At 67.6% G+C, this 18051-nt stretch carries 19 protein-coding genes; 5 read left to right on the top strand and 14 right to left on the bottom strand.

Going from position 1 to position 18051, the window contains the following annotated elements:
- Positions 1–73: 73 nt before the first annotated feature.
- Genes ACJH6J_RS24890 through ACJH6J_RS24875 form a run of 4 tightly spaced genes read right to left on the bottom strand, consistent with a single transcriptional unit; the run spans position 74 to position 4253 of the window.
- The gene (locus tag ACJH6J_RS24890) at positions 74–1501 is read right to left on the bottom strand and encodes a DUF1254 domain-containing protein (RefSeq protein WP_406804686.1); all 1428 of its coding nucleotides are present in this window, start codon (positions 1499–1501) and stop codon (positions 74–76) included.
- Positions 1498–2373, bottom strand: a complete 876-nt coding sequence (locus ACJH6J_RS24885) for an SDR family oxidoreductase (protein WP_133426966.1) — start codon at positions 2371–2373, stop codon at positions 1498–1500. Before ACJH6J_RS24885 ends, ACJH6J_RS24890 begins: the two co-directional genes overlap by 4 nt.
- A 30-nt stretch (positions 2374–2403) precedes the next feature.
- On the bottom strand, positions 2404–3654 hold the full coding sequence (mshC, locus tag ACJH6J_RS24880; RefSeq protein ID WP_061010141.1) for a cysteine--1-D-myo-inosityl 2-amino-2-deoxy-alpha-D-glucopyranoside ligase: 1251 nt from the start codon (positions 3652–3654) through the stop codon (positions 2404–2406).
- 20 nt (positions 3655–3674) lie between these two features.
- Positions 3675–4253 (bottom strand): nucleoside deaminase, encoded by a 579-nt coding sequence (locus ACJH6J_RS24875; protein ID WP_318987196.1) that lies wholly within the window; start codon positions 4251–4253, stop codon positions 3675–3677.
- A 48-nt stretch (positions 4254–4301) separates the two neighbouring features.
- Here ACJH6J_RS24875 and ACJH6J_RS24870 point away from each other — a divergent pair, with 48 nt between their 5' ends.
- On the top strand, positions 4302–4853 hold the full coding sequence (locus ACJH6J_RS24870) for an NTP transferase domain-containing protein (protein ID WP_406804685.1): 552 nt from the start codon (positions 4302–4304) through the stop codon (positions 4851–4853).
- Here ACJH6J_RS24870 and ACJH6J_RS24865 read toward each other — a convergent pair.
- The 6 genes from ACJH6J_RS24865 to pucL are packed head-to-tail and all read right to left on the bottom strand — an operon-like array spanning position 4796 to position 12853.
- Complete coding sequence (locus ACJH6J_RS24865) at positions 4796–5941, bottom strand: XdhC family protein (RefSeq protein WP_406804687.1); 1146 nt, start codon at positions 5939–5941, stop codon at positions 4796–4798. The genes ACJH6J_RS24870 and ACJH6J_RS24865 overlap by 58 nt on opposite strands.
- A 2-nt stretch (positions 5942–5943) precedes the next feature.
- Positions 5944–6426, bottom strand: coding sequence for a nucleoside deaminase (locus ACJH6J_RS24860; protein ID WP_406804684.1), 483 nt, complete (start codon positions 6424–6426; stop codon positions 5944–5946).
- On the bottom strand, positions 6423–9161 hold the full coding sequence (locus ACJH6J_RS24855) for a molybdopterin-dependent oxidoreductase (RefSeq protein WP_406804683.1): 2739 nt from the start codon (positions 9159–9161) through the stop codon (positions 6423–6425). The genes ACJH6J_RS24860 and ACJH6J_RS24855 overlap by 4 nt, the downstream gene beginning before the upstream one ends.
- Positions 9162–9195: 34 nt before the next feature.
- Positions 9196–11121: a solute carrier family 23 protein gene (locus tag ACJH6J_RS24850; protein WP_061006425.1), complete on the bottom strand. Its 1926-nt coding sequence runs from the start codon at positions 11119–11121 to the stop codon at positions 9196–9198.
- Positions 11111–11938, bottom strand: a complete 828-nt coding sequence (locus ACJH6J_RS24845) for an FAD binding domain-containing protein (RefSeq protein WP_406804682.1) — start codon at positions 11936–11938, stop codon at positions 11111–11113. Before ACJH6J_RS24845 ends, ACJH6J_RS24850 begins: the two co-directional genes overlap by 11 nt.
- Positions 11939–11941: 3 nt before the next feature.
- Entirely contained in the window at positions 11942–12853 is a 912-nt protein-coding gene (pucL, locus tag ACJH6J_RS24840) for a factor-independent urate hydroxylase (RefSeq protein WP_061006427.1), read from the bottom strand.
- 201 nt (positions 12854–13054) lie between these two features.
- Between pucL and uraD the strand changes: the two genes are divergently transcribed.
- Genes uraD through ACJH6J_RS24825 form a run of 3 tightly spaced genes read left to right on the top strand, consistent with a single transcriptional unit; the run spans position 13055 to position 14732 of the window.
- Positions 13055–13543: a 2-oxo-4-hydroxy-4-carboxy-5-ureidoimidazoline decarboxylase gene (gene uraD / locus ACJH6J_RS24835; RefSeq protein ID WP_346414614.1), complete on the top strand. Its 489-nt coding sequence runs from the start codon at positions 13055–13057 to the stop codon at positions 13541–13543.
- Positions 13540–13869, top strand: a complete 330-nt coding sequence (uraH, locus tag ACJH6J_RS24830; protein ID WP_061006429.1) for a hydroxyisourate hydrolase — start codon at positions 13540–13542, stop codon at positions 13867–13869. The genes uraD and uraH overlap by 4 nt, the downstream gene beginning before the upstream one ends.
- Positions 13869–14732, top strand: coding sequence for a MurR/RpiR family transcriptional regulator (locus ACJH6J_RS24825; protein ID WP_406804681.1), 864 nt, complete (start codon positions 13869–13871; stop codon positions 14730–14732). Before uraH ends, ACJH6J_RS24825 begins: the two co-directional genes overlap by 1 nt.
- Here ACJH6J_RS24825 and ACJH6J_RS24820 read toward each other — a convergent pair.
- On the bottom strand, positions 14662–15453 hold the full coding sequence (locus ACJH6J_RS24820; protein ID WP_133427090.1) for a 3'(2'),5'-bisphosphate nucleotidase CysQ: 792 nt from the start codon (positions 15451–15453) through the stop codon (positions 14662–14664). The genes ACJH6J_RS24825 and ACJH6J_RS24820 overlap by 71 nt on opposite strands.
- 136 nt (positions 15454–15589) lie before the next feature.
- Between ACJH6J_RS24820 and ACJH6J_RS24815 the strand changes: the two genes are divergently transcribed.
- Positions 15590–15847 carry a hypothetical protein gene (locus ACJH6J_RS24815; protein ID WP_133426972.1) on the top strand — a complete coding sequence of 86 codons (258 nt, stop codon included), beginning with the start codon at positions 15590–15592 and terminating at the stop codon, positions 15845–15847.
- A 63-nt stretch (positions 15848–15910) separates the two neighbouring features.
- On the opposite strand, the gene ACJH6J_RS24810 is transcribed toward ACJH6J_RS24815, so the two are convergent.
- The 3 genes from ACJH6J_RS24810 to ACJH6J_RS24800 form a co-directional block, all read right to left on the bottom strand.
- On the bottom strand, positions 15911–16576 hold the full coding sequence (locus tag ACJH6J_RS24810; protein WP_133426973.1) for a GNAT family N-acetyltransferase: 666 nt from the start codon (positions 16574–16576) through the stop codon (positions 15911–15913).
- 68 nt (positions 16577–16644) lie between these two features.
- On the bottom strand, positions 16645–17460 hold the full coding sequence (locus ACJH6J_RS24805) for an SCO1664 family protein (protein ID WP_406804680.1): 816 nt from the start codon (positions 17458–17460) through the stop codon (positions 16645–16647).
- Positions 17447–18040, bottom strand: coding sequence for a DUF3090 domain-containing protein (locus ACJH6J_RS24800; protein ID WP_061006435.1), 594 nt, complete (start codon positions 18038–18040; stop codon positions 17447–17449). The genes ACJH6J_RS24805 and ACJH6J_RS24800 overlap by 14 nt, the downstream gene beginning before the upstream one ends.
- Between the last annotated feature and the right edge of the window lie 11 nt (positions 18041–18051).

Raw genomic sequence — 18051 nt, 5'->3', positions numbered from 1 at the left:
TGACTCACAACACACACGCGCCACAGAGCGCCTTGAGGCACCCCGCCCCAAAACCGCCTTATTCAGCAGGCTCCTAGACCCGGACGGGCTTGGGGGCCTTCCAGGTGCCGTCGAGCGCTTCGGGTTTGGGCCAGTACAGCCGCATCGCGATGACGAACGGCCCAGCGGGTGCGGGCAGCCAGTTGGCTTCGCGGGCCGGTCCCGGCGACCTGTTCTGCACGTTCAGCGTGATGCCGCCGTCGGGGTCCTTGATCAGGGTCGGCAGCATCGCCGAGTTGATCAGGTAGCGGTTGACGGGGTTGGCCACCAGCAGGCTCTGCGGCATCTCGTACATGGTCACCGACCAGAAGGCGTTGACCGGCGGCAGCTGCCCGGGCGCGAACCGCAGCGTGTAGTTGTTGGCGCCGGTCAGTGGCGCGCCGGTGCTGTCGGCGACAGCACTCGGATAGATCGCCTCGGCGGCAGTGTTGCCGTAGATCCCGAGCACCGCGCCGGCCATGCGGTACAGGTAATTACCCCTGAGATCCGTTGCGGTGCCGAACAATTGGGCCGACGTCACCTCGCCGGTGTCGAACTTGTCCTTCTTGAACGTGTCGAACGCGGCCCAGGCGTCCGCCATCCCGTCCGCCACGGCCTTGCGGTTCTCGGGCGTCAGCTGGTCGGCACGGAAAGAGCCGTCGGGACCGATGCCGATGGTGGCGAAGCGCTTCCACATGACTTCCTCGGCGGCCTGCACCGGCGCGAACTTCATTGCGAAGTTGAGGATTTCGAAGAACTTCGGCGACGTGCGCTCGTCCTGCGCCGACAGCGGTGCGACGAAGTCGATGGCCGGCGCCGGCGGTGGCGGCGGCTGCTTCAGGAACGCCGACAACGGCGTCACCTGGTAACCGGCCTGAACCTTCTTGACGTTCTCGATGTCCGTCGGCCCGAACAGCTGCGTGCGGTACAGCACGAAGGCCAGCTCGGTCGAGCTGCGGATCACCCGCTCGACCCCCGGCGGCGTCGCACCGTGCCAATTCGGCCCGGCCAGAAGGTATTTGCCCGTGCCGTTGCCCGTGGCGCGGCTACCGACGTACGCGATGTTGTAGGTATAACCGTCGACGAACTGCAGCGAGTAGTACCGGCCCGGCTCGACGTCCGGCACGCTCAGCACCAGCGGCTCGGCGCGCAGGTCGGCACCCAGGAACGAGTACGGCGTGTCCGAGTTGGGCGTCTGGATCGCCTTGTCCTCGGGAGTGAAGACGCGCGCGACGTTGTGGATCTGGTTCCAGGCGCCCTTGTACTCGGGCCCGGCCTTGTCGGCGAAGTACGAGTACTGGACCCGGTAGTTGTCGACCATCGGAAACCCGTACGTGTACGCGGATTTCGCGATGGCGCGCACCTGCTCCGGCGTCGGCGGGGACGACGGGGACGGGCTCGACGACTTCTCGTCCGCACACCCGGTGACCGCCAGCAACAGGGCGGCCAGGCAGAACCAGACGATGCCGACCCGCACCGTCATCCCTTGTCGAGCTGCTCGGTGTGCGCGCTCGACGAGCGGCCCAGGGCGGCCACCTCGGCGTCCATGCGGGGCAGCAGATCGGGCACGAACTTGGCCACCGGTACCTCGCCGATGCGCGTCGCCAGCAGCGGCCGCAGCCAGCGCAGCGCGCCGACCCAGCCGGGGCAGTTCACCCGCGTCTTGCGGCCCTCGATGCCGGCGACGAAGGCCTCGCCGCACTTGTCGACCGACGTCGTCTTGCTGATGGGCCACGGCAGCTTGGTCAGCATCTCGGCGAACGTCGACAGGTCGGACTTCGAGTCGCGCACCATGGCGGTGTCGATCCAGGACATGTGCGCCGAGCCGACGTCGACGCCGCGGTACCCGACCTCGAGGCGCAGTGCGTTGGCGAAGTGCTCGACGGCGGCCTTGGAGGCGTTGTACGGCGCCAGACCGGGAGCGGCGGTGTAGGCGGCCAGCGACGACACGATCAGGACGTAGCCGCGGCGATCCAGGACCGACGGCAGCGTGGCGCGCACGGTGTGGAACACCCCGAGCACGTTGATGTCGAGCAGCCGCTTGAAGGCCTCGGGGTCGACCTGCAGCACCGAGCCGTAGGTCGCGATACCGGCGTTCGCCATCACCACGTCGATACCGCCGAAGCGCTCGACGGCCGCGTCGGCGGCGGCCTGCATCGAGGACAGGTCGCGAACGTCGGCGACCACGGTCAGGACATCGTCACCGAGCGTGGCGGCTGTGGCGTCCAGCGCCGCCGCGTCGACGTCGGTCAGCACCAGCTTGGCGCCCTTGCGGTGCAACCGGCGGGCCACCTCGGCCCCGACCCCCGCAGCACCACCGGTGATGAAGACGACTTTTCCGTACACAGAAGACATGGTCCGAAACGTACCCCCACGACGAAGTGACTAGAGGGTCACCCCGAGCAGCGCGTCGACGGTATCGGCCACCAACCGCGGCGAAGTGGCGTCGTGCCCGCCGTATTCGAGCGCGTCCGTCGACCAGCCATCAAGGGCGGCAAGAACTTTCGGGGTATCGAGATCGTCGGCCAGGTACCGGCGGACCCGGGCGAGCAGGTCGGTCGCATCCGGCCCGGCGGGCAGTGCGGTGGCCGCCCGCCAGCGCTGCAGCCGCACCTGCGCGGTGCTGAGGACCTCGGGGCTCCAGAAGCGGTCGGCACGGTAGTGCCCGGCCATCAGACCGAGCCGGATGGCGCCCGGGTCGACGCCGTCGGCCCGCAGCTGCGACACCAGCACCAGGTTGCCGCGGCTCTTGCTCATCTTGTGGCCGTCCCAGCCGATCATGCCGCCGTGCACGTAGTGGCGGGCGAAACGCCGCTCCCCCGTTACCGATTCGGCGTGGGCGGCGGAGAACTCGTGGTGCGGGAAGGTCAGGTCGCTACCGCCGCCCTGGATGTCGAAACCGGCGCCAAGGCGGTTCAGCGCGATCGCGGCGCACTCGATGTGCCAGCCCGGCCGGCCCGCGCCGAACGGCGACGGCCAACTCGGCTCGCCGGGACGCTGCACCCGCCACAGCAGAGCGTCCAGCTGGCTGGCCTTGCCGGCGCGGTCGGGGTCGCCGCCGCGTTCGCCGAACAGCGCCAGCATGGTGTCGCGGTCGTAGCCCGACTCGTAGCCGAACTGGGTGGTGGCGTCGGCCCGGAAGTAGACGTCGGGGTACTGGGCGTCGTCGATGACGTACGCCGCGCCCGAGGCCAGCAGCTTCTCGACGAGCTCGACGACCTCGGCGACAGACTCGATGGCGCCGACGTAGTCGTGCGGCGGGAGCACCCGCAGCGCCGCCATGTCCTGCCGGAACAGCTCGGTCTCGCGGTCGCCGAGAGCGCGCCAGTCGATGCCGTCGCGCGCGGCCCGCTCGAACAGCGGGTCGTCGACATCGGTGACGTTCTGCACGTAGTGGACCTCGTGCCCGGCGTCGAGCCAGTACCGGTGCACCAGATCGAACGTCAGATAGGTGGCGGCGTGCCCGAGATGGGTGGCGTCGTACGGCGTGATACCGCAGACGTACATGGTGGCCTTCGGGCCTGCCGAGACCGGCCGGACCTGACGGTCGGCGGTGTCGTAGAGCCGGAGTTCGGGGCCGGCCTGTTTCGGCCGGCCCGGCAGGCTCGGGACGCTGGGCGCCAGCCACGATCGCATGACGTCGACTTTAGCCGTCGTCAACTCAGTGGAATGCCGCTGCCCGGCTTCGACTCCTGATAGCGCTGCGAAAGCTCTTGATACCGCCGAGCAATCCGCGCGATGCGCTCGTGCAGGTCGCCGCGGCGCGGTTCCGGCTCTTCATCGGCAAGATCGCGAATCCCGTGCGCTGTCCAGAACGCGTTGGTTCGTCGATAGCCGCCCGGGTCCAGACCGAACAGTTCTTTGAGGATTCGCAGATCATGCGGAATCGCGAAGCTGTCGCGCGAATCCTCGTGGCTGAACAGATAGTAGTAATTGTCGAAGCCGGCCCACGTGATCGCCGACATGCACAGAGTGCAGGGCTCGTGCGTGCTCAGAAACAGGAGGTCATGCGTCGCCGGGCGATCTGCGATCTCGTAGAACTGGTTGAGCGTATTGATCTCGCCGTGAAAGAGGGGGTTGCGCGTTTCCGCGTTGGTGCCCGCCAGCACCAACGACAGGTCCGCCTTACGCAGCAGCGCGGCCCCGAAGACCTTGTTGCCCGCGGCGACGCCCTGCGCGGTCAGCGGCAGGATGTCGGACTCGATCACGTCGAGCAGTCGCGAGACGAGCTCCATTCGAGTACTCCTCATCGGTGGTTACGCCGGCCCGGTATCGTCCGCACGATGGGGCCGCCTGATCATCCCCGGGTCGCCGGGTTGTTGTTGGCCGCAGGCGCGGGCCGCCGGTTCGGCATGCCGAAAGCCTTGGTGCCCGGTGCAATTGAGCGCGCCGTCGACGTGTTGTTCTCGGGTGGTTGTGCCTCTGTCGCCGTCGCGCTCGGCGCCGAATATGAGCGCGCCGCAGCGCTCGTGCCCGACACGGCGGCGATCGTCGAGGTTGCGGGATGGGAGGAAGGCGTCGCAGCGTCGTTGCGTGCGGGACTCGCGGCGATCGACGGTGAGACCGCGCTGATTCATCTCGTCGATCTGCCGGATGTCGGTCCGGACGTCGTCTCGCGTCTGTGTGCCCTGGCCGATCGGGACCGGCTTGCCAGGGCGACCTACTCCGGCACGCCCGGGCACCCTGTCCTGATCGGCCGCAGTCATTGGGACCGGATTCGCACCAGCGCCCGCGGCGACCACGGCGCGCGCGAATACCTGAACAGCGTTGGCGTGATTCATGTTCCGTGCGAGGACCTGGCGACGGGAACAGATACCGACACACCTGCCCGCTGATGGACTTCGCCGTCGCAGTCGCGCAGTGGAAGCCCTGTTCCGCCCTCACGCAGGCTGATGATCTCCGCGATGACCGCGATGGCGATCTCTTCAGGAGTTCGGCCGCCCAGATCCAGCCCGATGGGAGAGGACAGCCGGGCCAATTGGCTGTCATCGATCCCCCGCTCGCGCAGCCGTGCCACCCGGTCGTCATGGGTTCTGCGCGAACCCATCGCGCCGACGAATCCGATCTCGGGCAAGCCCAGGGCGACCTCCAGTAGCGGCACGTCGAAGCGGTCGTCGTGCGTCAGCACGCAGATCGCGGTCCGCGCATCGACCAGCCCGGCACCGGCCTGTTGTCTGAGGTAGCGATCGGGCCAGTCCACGACGACCTCGTCGGCCATCGGGAACCGGTCCTTCGTGGTGAATACCGGTCGCGCATCGCACACCGTCACGCGGTAGCCGGCGAATGCTGCCGCGTGCGCAACAGCGGCGACGAAGTCGGTTGCACCGAAGACGATCAGCCGCGGTCGCGGCGCCAGTACTCGCGCGAAGACGACCTCGCCGCCTGGGCCGGTCAGCGTGCGGCTGGTGGTCAACGAGTCGGCAGCACGCACCACCGCGGCGTCCAGCGAGCCGACGCCGAGACTGCCCTTCACCGACCGGTCGGCGATCACCAGGTGACCGCCGGGACCGCCACCTGACCGGGCCGGCTCGCCGGCGCTGATCAGCGTCGCCAGGACGGCGGTCTCACCCCGGTCGGCGGCTTTCACGGCGAACTCGAATTCGGTGACATTCGACGGGCCGACGCGCTCGACGAAGACATCGATCGTTCCGCCGCACAGCAGGCCGACAGCGAACACCGACTCATCGCCGGCGCCGTAGCTGACGAGCCTCGGCTCGCCCGAGGACAGCACCTCGAGAGCCAGCTCGTACACCGCGCTCTCCACGCAACCGCCGCTGATGGAGCCGACGACGCTGCCGTCACCCGCCACGAGCATCGACGTACCCGGCCCGCGCGGCGTTGATCCGCTGACGGCGACCACGGTGCACAACGCGACCGACTCGCCGAGCCGGGTTCGGGTCAACAAATTCTCGATGACGTCCATGGTCAGTACTGCACCCGGTTGCTGTTGCCGATCCACGTCTCGAACGGCAGGAACGAGTGGTGCAAACGGTGCTGCTGGACGGGGACTTCCCAGTGTTCCCGTGGCCTGTCGAACAATTCGTAGAACGCCCGGTCGTCGAACCCGCCGACTGCCGCGTCGTGGCGGTCCGCCGCGAACACGACCCGGTCGACCCTGGCCCACAACGCCGCGGACAGGCACAGCGGGCAGGGTTCGCACGACGAGTAGAGCGTGTGGCCCGCCAGGCTGAAGCTTCTGACCTGCTGGCAGGCGGCGCGGATCGCCATCACCTCGGCGTGTGCGGTCGGATCGAGGTTCTGCGTCACCCGGTTCTGCCCGGTCGAAACCAGCTCACCGGCACCGACGACCACCGCGCCGAACGGCCCGCCGCCGGCTTCGACATTGGCCGTCGCCAGGTCTATCGCGACGGTGAGCCACTTGGGATCAATGCCGGTGGAAACGTTCATCGTGGTGTTCCTTCCTGAGCGAGCCGCCAGACTCGATCCCTCGACATCGGGAGTTCGAATGGACGCACGCCGATGGCGCGACGAATCGCGTTGGCAAGCGCGGGCGCCACGGGGTTGTATGGGGATTCGCTCATCGATTTCGCGCCGTAGGGACCGAGATCGTCGGCGGTCTCTGCGAACAGCACTTCCGTCGTCGGAATGTCTGCCATCTGGGGCACGCGGTACACACGGAACGTGGGTGTCGTCACCCGGCCCGCGTCGTCGATCATGATCTCTTCGTAGAGCGCAGAGCCGATGCCCTGGGCGACGCCGCCTTCCACCTGGCCCCGGCACTGGGCCGGGTTGACGACGACGCCGGCATCGGCGGCGTGCACCGACTGCAGAATCCTGACCGTCCCGGTCTCGGTGTTGACCGCGACGCGAAATCCCTGCACGTTGAACGCGATCGACCGCAGTTCACCCGTTTCGGCTCCGGTCGTCTGGAGGCCGTCGCCCACCCGATACAGCGCGGGCGCGGCCGCGATGATGTCGCCGAAGCGCACCAACCCGGTGGAGACCTGCACCCCGTGTTCACCCAGCGCACCGACTTCGCCGGTCAGCCGGAAGACGGTGTCCAGGATCAGTTCGCGCATGGCCGACGCCGCGGCGTACAACGCCTTGCCTGCAACCGTGGTCCCTGCTGATGCGAAGGCGCCCGTGTCGTAGTCAGCGGCGTCGGTATCGCCGTTGCGCAGCGTGATGCGGTCCGGTGTGGTGGCCAGTGCGGTGGCGGCGATCTGTGTGTGGACCGTCGTGGTTCCGTTGCCGAATTCCACGGTCCCGACGCCGACTTCGTAGCCGCCGCTCGGAGTGAGCCGGACGTTGACCGAGGAGAAGTGGCCGCGCGGGGCCAGCGTCGCGATGGCCGACAATGCGATGCCCTCCCCTGTGCGCCACTGGGCTCCCGTCGGGGCGGTCTCGCCGTCGGCATCCGTCAGCGCCCGTTCGACCAGGTCGAGGCATTGGTCGAGTCCGTAGCTGCCGTAGATCAGGTCTGGTTCGGGTTCGGCATGGGCGATCAGCAAGTCGTCGCCGTCGCGCACCATGTTGGTGCGACGAATGGTGAAGGGATCGATGCCCAGCTGCAGAGCCAGCTCATCGAGAGCGCTCTCGATGGCGAAGATCACCTGGCCGAGGCCATACCCGCGGAACGCGCCCGACGGCGGGTTGTTGGTGTAGACGGCCTCGGCATCGACACGCTTGACGGGGCATCGGTAGACGGACACCGACTCCGCGCAGCCGTGGAACATGACGCCTGGCGAGTGATTTCCGTAGGCGCCGCCGTCGCTCAGCACGGCCAGCTTCATCGCGGTCAATGTGCCGTCGGAGCGGGCGCCGAGCGTGACGTCGACGCGCATGGGATGGCGATGGGCGGTCGCGGTGAGCTCGTCGGTCCGCGACATCTCGTACGCGACAGGCCGCCCGGTGCGCAGCACGGCGACCGCGACGAGGTCCTCGGTGAACATCTCCTGCTTGCCGCCGAAACCGCCCCCGACGCGCGCGGTGTACACGCGAAGCCGGTCCTCGGGCAGATCGAGCAGAAGGCACAGTTCCTTCCGAACGAGGAACGGAACCTGTGAGCTGGTGCGTAAGGTGAGCCGGCCGTCGTCGTCCAACCAGCCGATGGTGCCGTGGGTCTCCAGCTGCGCGTGCGTGACCCGCGCGGTCCGCCAGGTACCGCCGACCGTGACGTCGGAGTCCGCCAGGGCGTCGTCGACGTCACCGCCAAAGCCCTCGTGCATCGCCGCGATCACATTGCGCGACGCGTCGGCGACGCCGTCTTCGAGCGTCCGGTCCGGATGCAACAGCGGCGCGCCCGCCGACCGTGCCTCCTCCGGATCGAACACCGCGGGCAGCACCTCGTACTCGACCACGATGCGGCGGGCCGCGTCCTGCGCGGCCGCGAGCGTGTCGGCGACCACGGCGGCGACCCGTTGTCCGATGAAGCGGACGATCGGGTCGAACACGAGGGTGTCGTCGGGGTCGTCGGTCCGGATCTCGTGGCGCGCGGTGGAAAACCGCGGCGTCGCGACATTGAGATGCGTGAGGATCACTTCGACGCCGGGCACCTCCTCGGCGGCCTCGGTATCGATTGCCACGATCCGGGCGTGTGCATGGGGTGACCGCAGCACCGAAATGTGCAGCAGCCCAGGCACATCGATGTCGAATGTGTAGGGCTCGCACCCGGTGACGATCCGCCGGCCGGCGGGTGGCCGCAACGACTGTCCGATGGCCGGGCCGGCCGGGGCCACCCCGTCGCCACTGCCGGTGACCCCCGCCCGGATCGCCTCGCGAATGGGCCGGTAGCCGGTGCAACGACACAGGTTGCCCTTCATCCGCCGGTCGAGATCACCGAGGTCGTCGGGCTCGAGGGTGGACGCGGTGACGATCATCCCGGCGGTGCAGAAGCCGCACTGGAAGGCGAAGCTGTCGCAGAACGCACGCTGCATCGGATGCAGATCGTCGCCGTCGGCGAGCCCGGCAACCGTGGTGACCGCACGGCCGCCCATCCGGGCGGCGGGATAGATGCAGGAGTGCACCGGTACGCCGTCGAGAATGACCGCACACGCTCCGCAGTCGCCGGCGTCGCAGCCCTTCTTGACGTCGAGGTGTCCGGTTTCCCGGAGCAGGGTGCGCAGGCACTGCCCCGGACGCGCATCAACTTCGACGGTCGTGCCGTTGACACCGAATCTCATACGCACGCCATGGTGCGTCGCCGCCGGCCGGTGGTCATCGCGCGATTCGCAGGCGTCGGGCAGAGGCGATGGGATTCGCGTCGGCAACCAGGTCGTCGAATCGCCACGCCGCGATCCGCGAGATCTCACTGAGCGCCGCCATGTGCTCGACCTGCGGAGAATTGTCCAGTCGCCGCCAGCCGAGGGTCAGAATGTGTTCGCGACTTTCCAGATCCCGAAGGCAGATGATGAGGGGGAAGCCGAATTTCGCTTCGTAGGCAGCCGACAGCTCGCTGAATTCCTCGGCCTCCTCCTCGGTGAGACCGTCGAGGCCGAGGTAGGCCAGATCGACTTTCGACATGTTGTGTTCCTGTGTCTCGGACAGGCCCGGATACGCCTGCATCAGCTCCATCTGCTCGGCGGGTGTGGCCGCGAGCAGCGCGGTCTGGACGGCGCCACGCAGTGCGCGGGTGTCGGCGAACGGACGTTGCGCGAATGCGCGTTCAACCGGCCAGGCCAGGCCCTGATACAGGACCGAGAACGTCTTGACGAACTCCTCCTGCGTCATCTTGTTGACGGCATCGAGTCCGACTTCGCCGGTCCGTGGCGTGCCGGCGACCATCGGGCCGCGGTTCGGACCGATGTGGAAGAACACGATGTTCAGGACGATCGCGGCAATGGCGCCCAGCGTGATCCCGGAACCGCAGATGATCTGGGCCCAGGCGGGAAAGCTGAATTTCAGCAGCGGCTGGGCGGTGACGAGCATGCCCAGGCCGAGTGCGGTGCCGACGATCACCGCGTTGCGGTGATCGTTGAAATCGACTTTCGACAGGGTCTGGATGCCCACCACGGCCACCGTGGCGAACAGCGCCAGCGATGCCCCGCCCAGCACCGAGTGCGGGATCGCGGCCACGACGGCCGCGGCCTTCGGTAGGTAGCCCAGCACGATCATGATGACGCCCGCGGTGGCCACCACCCAGCGGCTCTTGACCTGCGTCAGGCGCACGAGTCCGACGTTCTCCGCGAAGCACGTGTAGGGGAATGAGTTGAGTACGCCGCCGATCGTGGTCGCCATCCCGTCGGCGCGCAGTGCTCGGGCGATGTCGTTGGCGCCCACGCGTTTACCGACGATCTCGGCCGTCGCGAACACGTCACCGGTGGTCTCGACCGCGGTGATGATCATGACGACGATCATCGAGATGATCGCGGTGGCGCTGAAGGTGGGCCAGCCGAAGTAGAACGGCGTCGTCACGCCGAGCCAGTGGGACGTACCCACCGCACTGAAATCGACGTCCCCGAGCAGCGCGGCGACCGCAGTTCCGATGACCAGCCCGGCCAGCACGGCGATCGTGGCGAGGAACCCGCGGAAGAGGCGCTGCATGACGACGATGATCAGCAGGGTGCCCGCGGCGTACGCGAGATCCTTGAGCGCCACATCGCTTTTCATCGCCTCGGTGGTCGTGCCACCGACGATGTCGTTGGCCGCGACAGGCAGTAGGGCGATTCCGATGATCGTGATGACCGATCCGGTGACGACCGGCGGGAAGAACCGCAGCAGCTTCGAGAAGTACGGCGCCATGAAGAAGGTGAAGAGTCCCGCGACGATCACCGACCCGTACACCGACAGCAGACCGGGAACCCCCGACAAGCCACCGGCTGTGCCGATCGCGATCATCGGGCTGACGGCGGCGAAGGTGACGCCCTGGATCAGCGGGAGTTTGACGCCCACTTTCCAGAAGCCGACAGACTGGATGATCGTGGCGATGCCGCACGTGAACAGGTCGGCGTTGATGAGGTGGATCATCTGCTCGGGCGACAGCTTCAGCGCTCCGGCGACGATGATCGGAACCAGCACCGCACCGGCGTAGAACGCCAGCACGTGCTGCGTGCCGTACACCGCAAGCTTGGGAATCGGCAACACTTCATCGACCGGATGCACGGCCTTGCGCGCGACGTCGGCGCGGTTGGTGTCAATCGGCACGGCCCACCTCCAGGTGAGAAAGAACTTCTGAGCGAACGTCTGCGGCGAGCACGGCACTGACAGCGCGGCGCCAATCAGCGGACCCGAGCGGGTCGGTGTAATAGCCGGGTGCGGCCAGCACGTCGGAGCGGAGAGCTTCGGCGTCGGGTAGCTCCGGATAGCGGAAGACCGTGGGTGCGAGCGTTGCGGCCGTGACGGTGAAGACCGCCGAACCGTCGTCGTCGCAGCGGCCGCTGACGACGGCCCCGGAGCGTCCGTACTCGGCCAGCGCGATGGTCCGCAGTGCCGCCGTCGCACGCAGCGCCCGCTCGGGCAGGTGCACGGCCCGCAGCACCTCGCCGTGGGCCAGCGAGTTGGTTCCGTTGCCGGTGACCAGATCCGCGACCGGCTCCCATCGGGTTTGGCCGTCGGGAGTCCAGATCTCGGCCACGCCGTCGAGCGCGGCGGCGAGCGACACCATGGATGCGGCCGCGAACGATCGGCAGATGTTGCCGCCGACGGTGGCGACGTTCCAGATGGTGGACGAGGCGAGTAATGCGTTCGCACAATCACCGAAGAGCTGCTGGGCCGGCCAGTCGGCCCGACGCGGGTAGCGCACGAGTTCGGTGATGGTGCACGTGGCCGCGATGCGCAGCCCCTCGTCCGTGTGCTCGATGGGGCACCAGCCCATGGTCGTGAGGTCGACGACGCCGGTGGCTTCGGCCTGCGGTTCGGAGAACAGCCATGTCCCGCCGGCGACGAAGGACTCGCCGTCGGCGAGGTGCAGGTCGTCGCGGGAGCGCGCGAATCGGTATCGGCTGACGGTGTTCAGGTCCATGGCTCAGCAGAAATCCGGAATCGTGGTCCATGCCTCGGGCGCCTGCTCCGCGCCTTCGCGGGTGATGGTGGCTTGGATCAACCCGTACGGCCGGTCGGCGGCGTAGAAGACCTCGTTCGGGTTCTCCAGACCGAACGGGCTGAGGTCGACGACGAAGTGGTGTTTGTTGGGACACGACAACTTCACTTCTGCGACGACATCGAACTTCTCGAGGACCGCCTTGCCGATCTCGAACAGCGTCTGTTGCAACGAGAGCGAATGGACGCCGGCGAACGTGGCGAGCACGATGTCGGTGATGGCCTCGTGCAGCGCGTTGAAGTCGAGCTCAGGGTCGCCGGCGTCCGGGGTCAGGTAGCGCCACCATGCGGTGACCGACGTGGCCATGATGCGGTCGTCGGTCTCGACCAGCGTGGTGTATTTGTCCCGGGGGAAGCCGTGGAACTCTGATCCGGTCGACTTGAGCACGACGCAGTCCTTGATGCCGGACACCACCCAGGTGGTGTCGCCGGCCATCTGAACGACCGTCGTCCGGACGAACTTGCCGGTCCGCACAAACGAGTGGTCGTGTGGCTTGCCGTCGACGACGATCCGTTCCCACGCGTATTCCTCTGCCGCCCAACGGCCTCCGGTGACCCACTCGAAATCACCGACGAAGTGCCTGCCCAATGCGATCAGGAAATCCTCGGGTGACTTCACGCCCACTTCTTTCGCGTAGGCGTACACCGTGTTCTTCTGCGTGTCTGTCGCGACGACGTGCGAGTTGTCGCCCTCGTAGTGGCATGCGCTGAAGTCGCCCCGCAACTGCGAGGTGACGTTCAGATCGATGATGCGATGTACGGGGGTGTCCCGGACGATGCGCACAAGGCGGTTCTCCGCCTTGCCGTACTGATTCGACCCGAGGACGATGTCACCCACTGCCACGATTGCCCCTGACGCACGTTGAACGACTTACCGCTGCAACGTACGTTTCAGATTTTGTTGTGGCGTCACCATTTCGTTTCAACCGTGTGACGGTGCATCCAGCCTGCCGATCCCCGGAATGCCGTGGACCTGGCCGTAAAGGGATCGTAACAATCTCGTCAGGGCGAATCTTTGCTGCAACGCTAGATTCAGACCATGGATCTTCAGACTTTCAACTCTGCGTTGCCTGAGGAAGCCGAAGACGTGCTGCGCCCCTGCGCCGATATTGCGTCCTGGCTCAGCGTGGTTGTCGCCGCGCGGCCTTATGCCACTGTCGGCGAACTCGAGTCGGCGGCCGCGCGCGCCGCCGGCGACTGGAGCATCGAGAATCTGGACCAGGCGCTGGCCCAGCACCCCCGCATCGGCGAACGCGCCGATGGACCGGCTGTCGAGTCCAGGCTCTCCCGCGGCGAACAACCAGCCATGCCCGACGAGCTCGCGGCGACGATGGCCAGAGCCAACGCGGACTACGAAGCGAAGTTCGGGCGCATCTTTCTCATCCGCGCGAAGGGCCGCAGCGCGGCCGACATCTATGACGCCCTGCGATACCGGCTGTCACTGGGCCGCGAGGAGGAAGCCGCCATCGCCATCGGCGAGCTTCGTGAGATCGCCCTGCTCCGCCTGGCGGAACGGGTGACACCATGACATCGCCGACCGCGCAGACATCGCTGTCCACCCATGTGCTCGACGCCGCCCGCGGGAAACCCGCCGCGGATCTCGAGGTCGTGCTGAGCCGAATGAACGAACAGGTGGCGGCCGCGCACACCGACAGCGACGGCCGAATCCGTTGGGACGCCCCACTCGATGCCGGTGACTACCGACTGCATTTCGCGACGGGCGCCTGGTTCGCCAGTGCCGGTCGGGAGACGTTCTACCCCGCCGTCGACTTGCACGTCACGATCGGAGCGGGCCACACGCACGTCGCGCTGTTGCTCAGCCCGTTTGCCTACACCACCTACAAGGGCAGCTGATGCGCGCGGACGAGCCGGACTCGCTGGAGGCGAGAATCGCGAATTGCTATGCGTCGCTGAGTCCACAGGAACGCCGCGCTGCCGATGTGCTGCTCGCGCACGCGGGCGATGCCGGCACCTATCGCGCCAGCGAACTGGCCACCATGGCCGACGTGTCGAAGGCGACGTTCTCCCGGCTGGTGCGCGCGCTGGAATTCAGCAACTTCGACGCCATGCGGGAGCACCTGCGCGCCCTACGCCGATCAGGTGTGCCCGTCGCCATCGAGAGAGCGCCTGATGTCAGCGCGATCATCTCGCAGGACATCGCGAACCTGCACGCCATGCATGCGCTGCTGGATGAGGCCGTGGTCGAGGCCGTCGCAGAGAAGATCACCGCCTCCCGCCGCATCGCCGTCTGCGGCTACCGGAGCAGCCTGGCCGCGGCATCGGTGCTGAGGCTGAACCTCGCACAGATCCGGCCCGACACCTGGCTGGCCCCCGGCTCGGGTCAGTCCATTGCCGAGGACATCGCGGACTTCGATGAGCGCGACCTGGTCATCGCGATGTCGTTCCGGCGCCACGGGCGGTGGGCCAAAGAGCTCGTCGACTGGGCTTACGGGTCGCGAATTCCCTTGGCGCTCTTTGCCGATGACCAACTCCGCGTGCTCGCGGCACGTGCCACGTGGTGGCTCGAATGCCCGAACGTATCCCCCGGCGCGTTCGACAGCCACGCTGCGGTGATGAGCCTCGTTGCCGTTCTCTCCGACCGCGTCCTTGCCCTCACACCCGACGGTGCGCAGCGCATCGACCGCGTCAACTCGGTCCACGAGTCACTTGGCGCACCGCCTCGAGCAACGAGTCGGCGTACTCCGGCCGGCACATGACGAAGTCCGGCAGGTACGGGTCGGGCCGGTTGTACCGCAGCGGCGAACCATCGAGCCGCGACGCGAACAGCCCCGCCGCCTGCACCACGCCGGCCGGTGCCGCCGAGTCCCATTCCCACTGCCCGCCGGCGTGCACGTAGGCGTCGACGTCACCGCGCACCACGGCCATCGCCTTGGCGCCGGCCGAGCCGATGCCGACGAGCTCCATGTCGAGCACATCGCGCAGCCACCACACCACAGCCGGCGGCCGGTAGGTACTGGTGGCGACACGGATGGGCCCGGGACGACGCGGCGGCGGTCCGGTCACGGTGTCGGTGCGGTGCACCTCGCCGTGTGCGGGAAGCGCGACGGCCGCGTCGGTGATGGACCCGTGTGGGCTGCCATCGCGCTGCCACAGCGCGATGTGGACCGCCCAGTCCGGCCGGCCCCTGCCGAACTCACGGGTGCCGTCGACCGGGTCGACGATCCACACCCGGTCCGAACGAAGCCGGACGAGATCGTCGGCGGCCTCCTCCGACAGGATGGCGTCGTCGGGGCGGGCGGTGCGCAGCCGATCGAGGATCAGCGTGTTGGCGTGCCGGTCGCCGGCCGCGCCGAGGGTGTACGGATCGTGGGAGCCCAGCCGGTCGCGCACCGACAGCAGGAACTCCCCTGCCTCCTGCGCGACCTCGGCGGCCAGCGCGACATCGCTGCGCTCCGTGCCGCTGTCCGCCATGCCCATGAGTATCGCCGAGGGCGACGTCACAGCTGAAATCGCCTATTCACAGGGACGTTGCAGGCTGCTGTCAGGTCCTGCCGAAATAGGGCTCATAGCATTTTCCACAACTATTTACCGCGTGGTCATTAAGGAGGACGTCATGAAGGTGGCGAAGACATTCGGATTCGTGGGCATCGCCGCAGCAGTGACGATGGGCGTACTCGGCGTGACCAACGCACCTGCGCCGGACAACACTCCCGTCGCCTCGTCGGGTCACGGCTCGACCACTGGCGAGTACAACCAGCCGTCGGTCGCCGCGATCAACATGGGCTCCACGGAGGCGCCGACGACGCCCAGCAGCGTCGAGCCCGTCACCGTCGCTTCCCCGCCGGTGAAGGCCAAGCCGTACTCCGGCTGAGCTGACGACAGGCATGGAAAAGGGCTCCGGAATTCCCGGAGCCCTTTTCCTTTGGGGCACAGCCTACTTCGGTGTCGCACCCGGAGCGCGGACCACCATGGGCACGGCCGGGAAGTACGACGCCATCTCCGACCGCGACCGGCGCAGCGCCGCGGTGCCGTAACCGCGGTGGCGGTAGTCGGGGTGGACCCAGATGCGGACGTTGACCTCGCCGCCGTCCAGCTCACCGAACACCATGCCGACCTTGGCGCCGTCCTCCTCGGCGACGAACCACACCGCTTCTTCGGCATTGACGCGGGCAAGCGCGGCCTTGATCTCGTCGTCCAGATCGCCGGCGGCACGGCCCGAGCCGTCACCGGAAGCACCGACATCGGTGGTGCGGGTGGCGAAGATGTCGCGGTCGGCGGCACCGGAGAACGGGCGCAGCGACAGGTTGTCCCCGAAGCTGGCGGGGCGGTCTTTCACCGCAAAAGACAACTGGCTGTTCAGATCTTCGAGCTCGTCGGCGATGCGCTTGCGGGCGTCCTTGGTCAGCAGATCGAAGGACATCGCCATGACCTGCTCGCCACCGGCATGCGAGGTGCCGAGCAGCTTGGCGATGGCATCAACGGCGGCAGCCTTGTTGTCGGCTTCGACGATGACGTCGAGCACCTCGTGCCGGCGGTCCAGTGCTTTCTGGAGCGCATCGGTGATCTCGCGGCGGGCTGCGGCCTTGTCGTGGTCGGTCATGCCGACGAGCCTAGAGCACTACCGATCGGTAGGGCGGCGTAAATCGGTTACCTGTGTGCAAACTGCGATCAAAAGGCCGGCCACGGGATCGGCCGGTGCCGATCCGGGGAAGGCATGATCGGATTGTCAAGCAGTTCAACAACTCTCGCTCGCAGCGCGGCGATCTCGGGACGGGTGAGGTGCGGGGCCAGCGTCGCGGCGAGGCCGTCGCGCAGCGCGTCCCGCAATGCGGCGACCGCACCGAGCACGTCGTCGTCGATCGGTTTTCCGGCCCAGCCCCACAGCACGGTCCGCAGCTTGTCCTCGGCATGCAGGCTGACGCCGTGGTCGACGCCGTACACCTGGCCGTCGGCGCCGGCCAGCACGTGCCCGCCCTTGCGGTCGGCGTTGTTGATCAGTACGTCGAACACCGCCAGCCGGTGCAACCGGGCGTCGTCGCCGTGCACCAGCACCACTTCGTCGCCCTTGTGGTCGTAGGCCCGCAGGATCGGCAGGTATCCCGCCGGCACCCGGCCGGCCGGAACGAGGTCGACGAGGTCCGGGCCCGGCGGCGGTTCGGTTTCACTGAGCGCGTCACCAGGTTGGTCGACCCAGCGCTGCACCATGCCCGGGCCCGCCGGGCCGTCACGAATGATGGTGTGCGGCACCAGGTTCCAGCCCAGTGCGGCAGACACCAGATAGGCCGCCAGCTCGCGTCCGGCCAGGGTGCCGTCGGGGAAGTCCCACAGCGGCGCCTCCCCGGAGATCGGCTTGTACACGCAGTGCAGCAGCGCGCCGTCCAGCTCGGCTTCGCACAGGAACGTCGCGTTGCTGGCCGACCTGATGCGCCCGAGCGCCGTCAGCTCACCGCGTTGCAGAATCCGTTCGGCGTCAGGAGGCGTCATCCGGCTCTTCACCGTCGGCATCCAGCATGCCGCGCCGATACCCGTTGGTGCGCACGCAGATATGTCCCTCCGGGTCGAGCGGCTCCTCACACAGCGGGCACGGCGGCCGGCCGGCGGAGATCACCCGATTCGAACGGTTCGCGAAGTCCCGGGCCGACTGCGGACTCAGGAACACCCGCACGGCGTCGGGACCTTCCTCGGCGTCGTCGAGCACGACAGAGGCGTCGAATTCCGAGTCGGTGACGGCCAGCAGCTCGACCACCACGGTCTGCGCTTCGGAGTCCCAGCCCAGACCCATGGTGCCGACCCGGAATTCGGCGTCCACCGGCATCACGAGCGGGTTGAGGTCGGTGACCTCACCGGTGTCAGGCGGGATCGGCGTGCCGAACCGCCGGTTGATCTCGACCAGCAGCGCCGAGATGCGTTCGGCCAGGACCGCGACTTGCTGCTTCTCCAGCATGACCGAAACGACCCGCTGGTCGTGCACGGCCTGCAGGTAGAACGTCCGGTTACCAGGCTGCCCAACGGTCCCGGCCACGAAGCGGTCGGGAGAGCGGAAGACGTGAATTGCGCGAGCCATGGCACCTTTCA

The organism is Mycobacterium sp. SMC-18 (genome assembly GCF_045310895.1).
Lineage (GTDB): Bacteria > Actinomycetota > Actinomycetes > Mycobacteriales > Mycobacteriaceae > Mycobacterium.
Note: the sequence above shows the minus strand (reverse complement) of the source record. Positions and strands in the feature narration are given on the sequence as shown.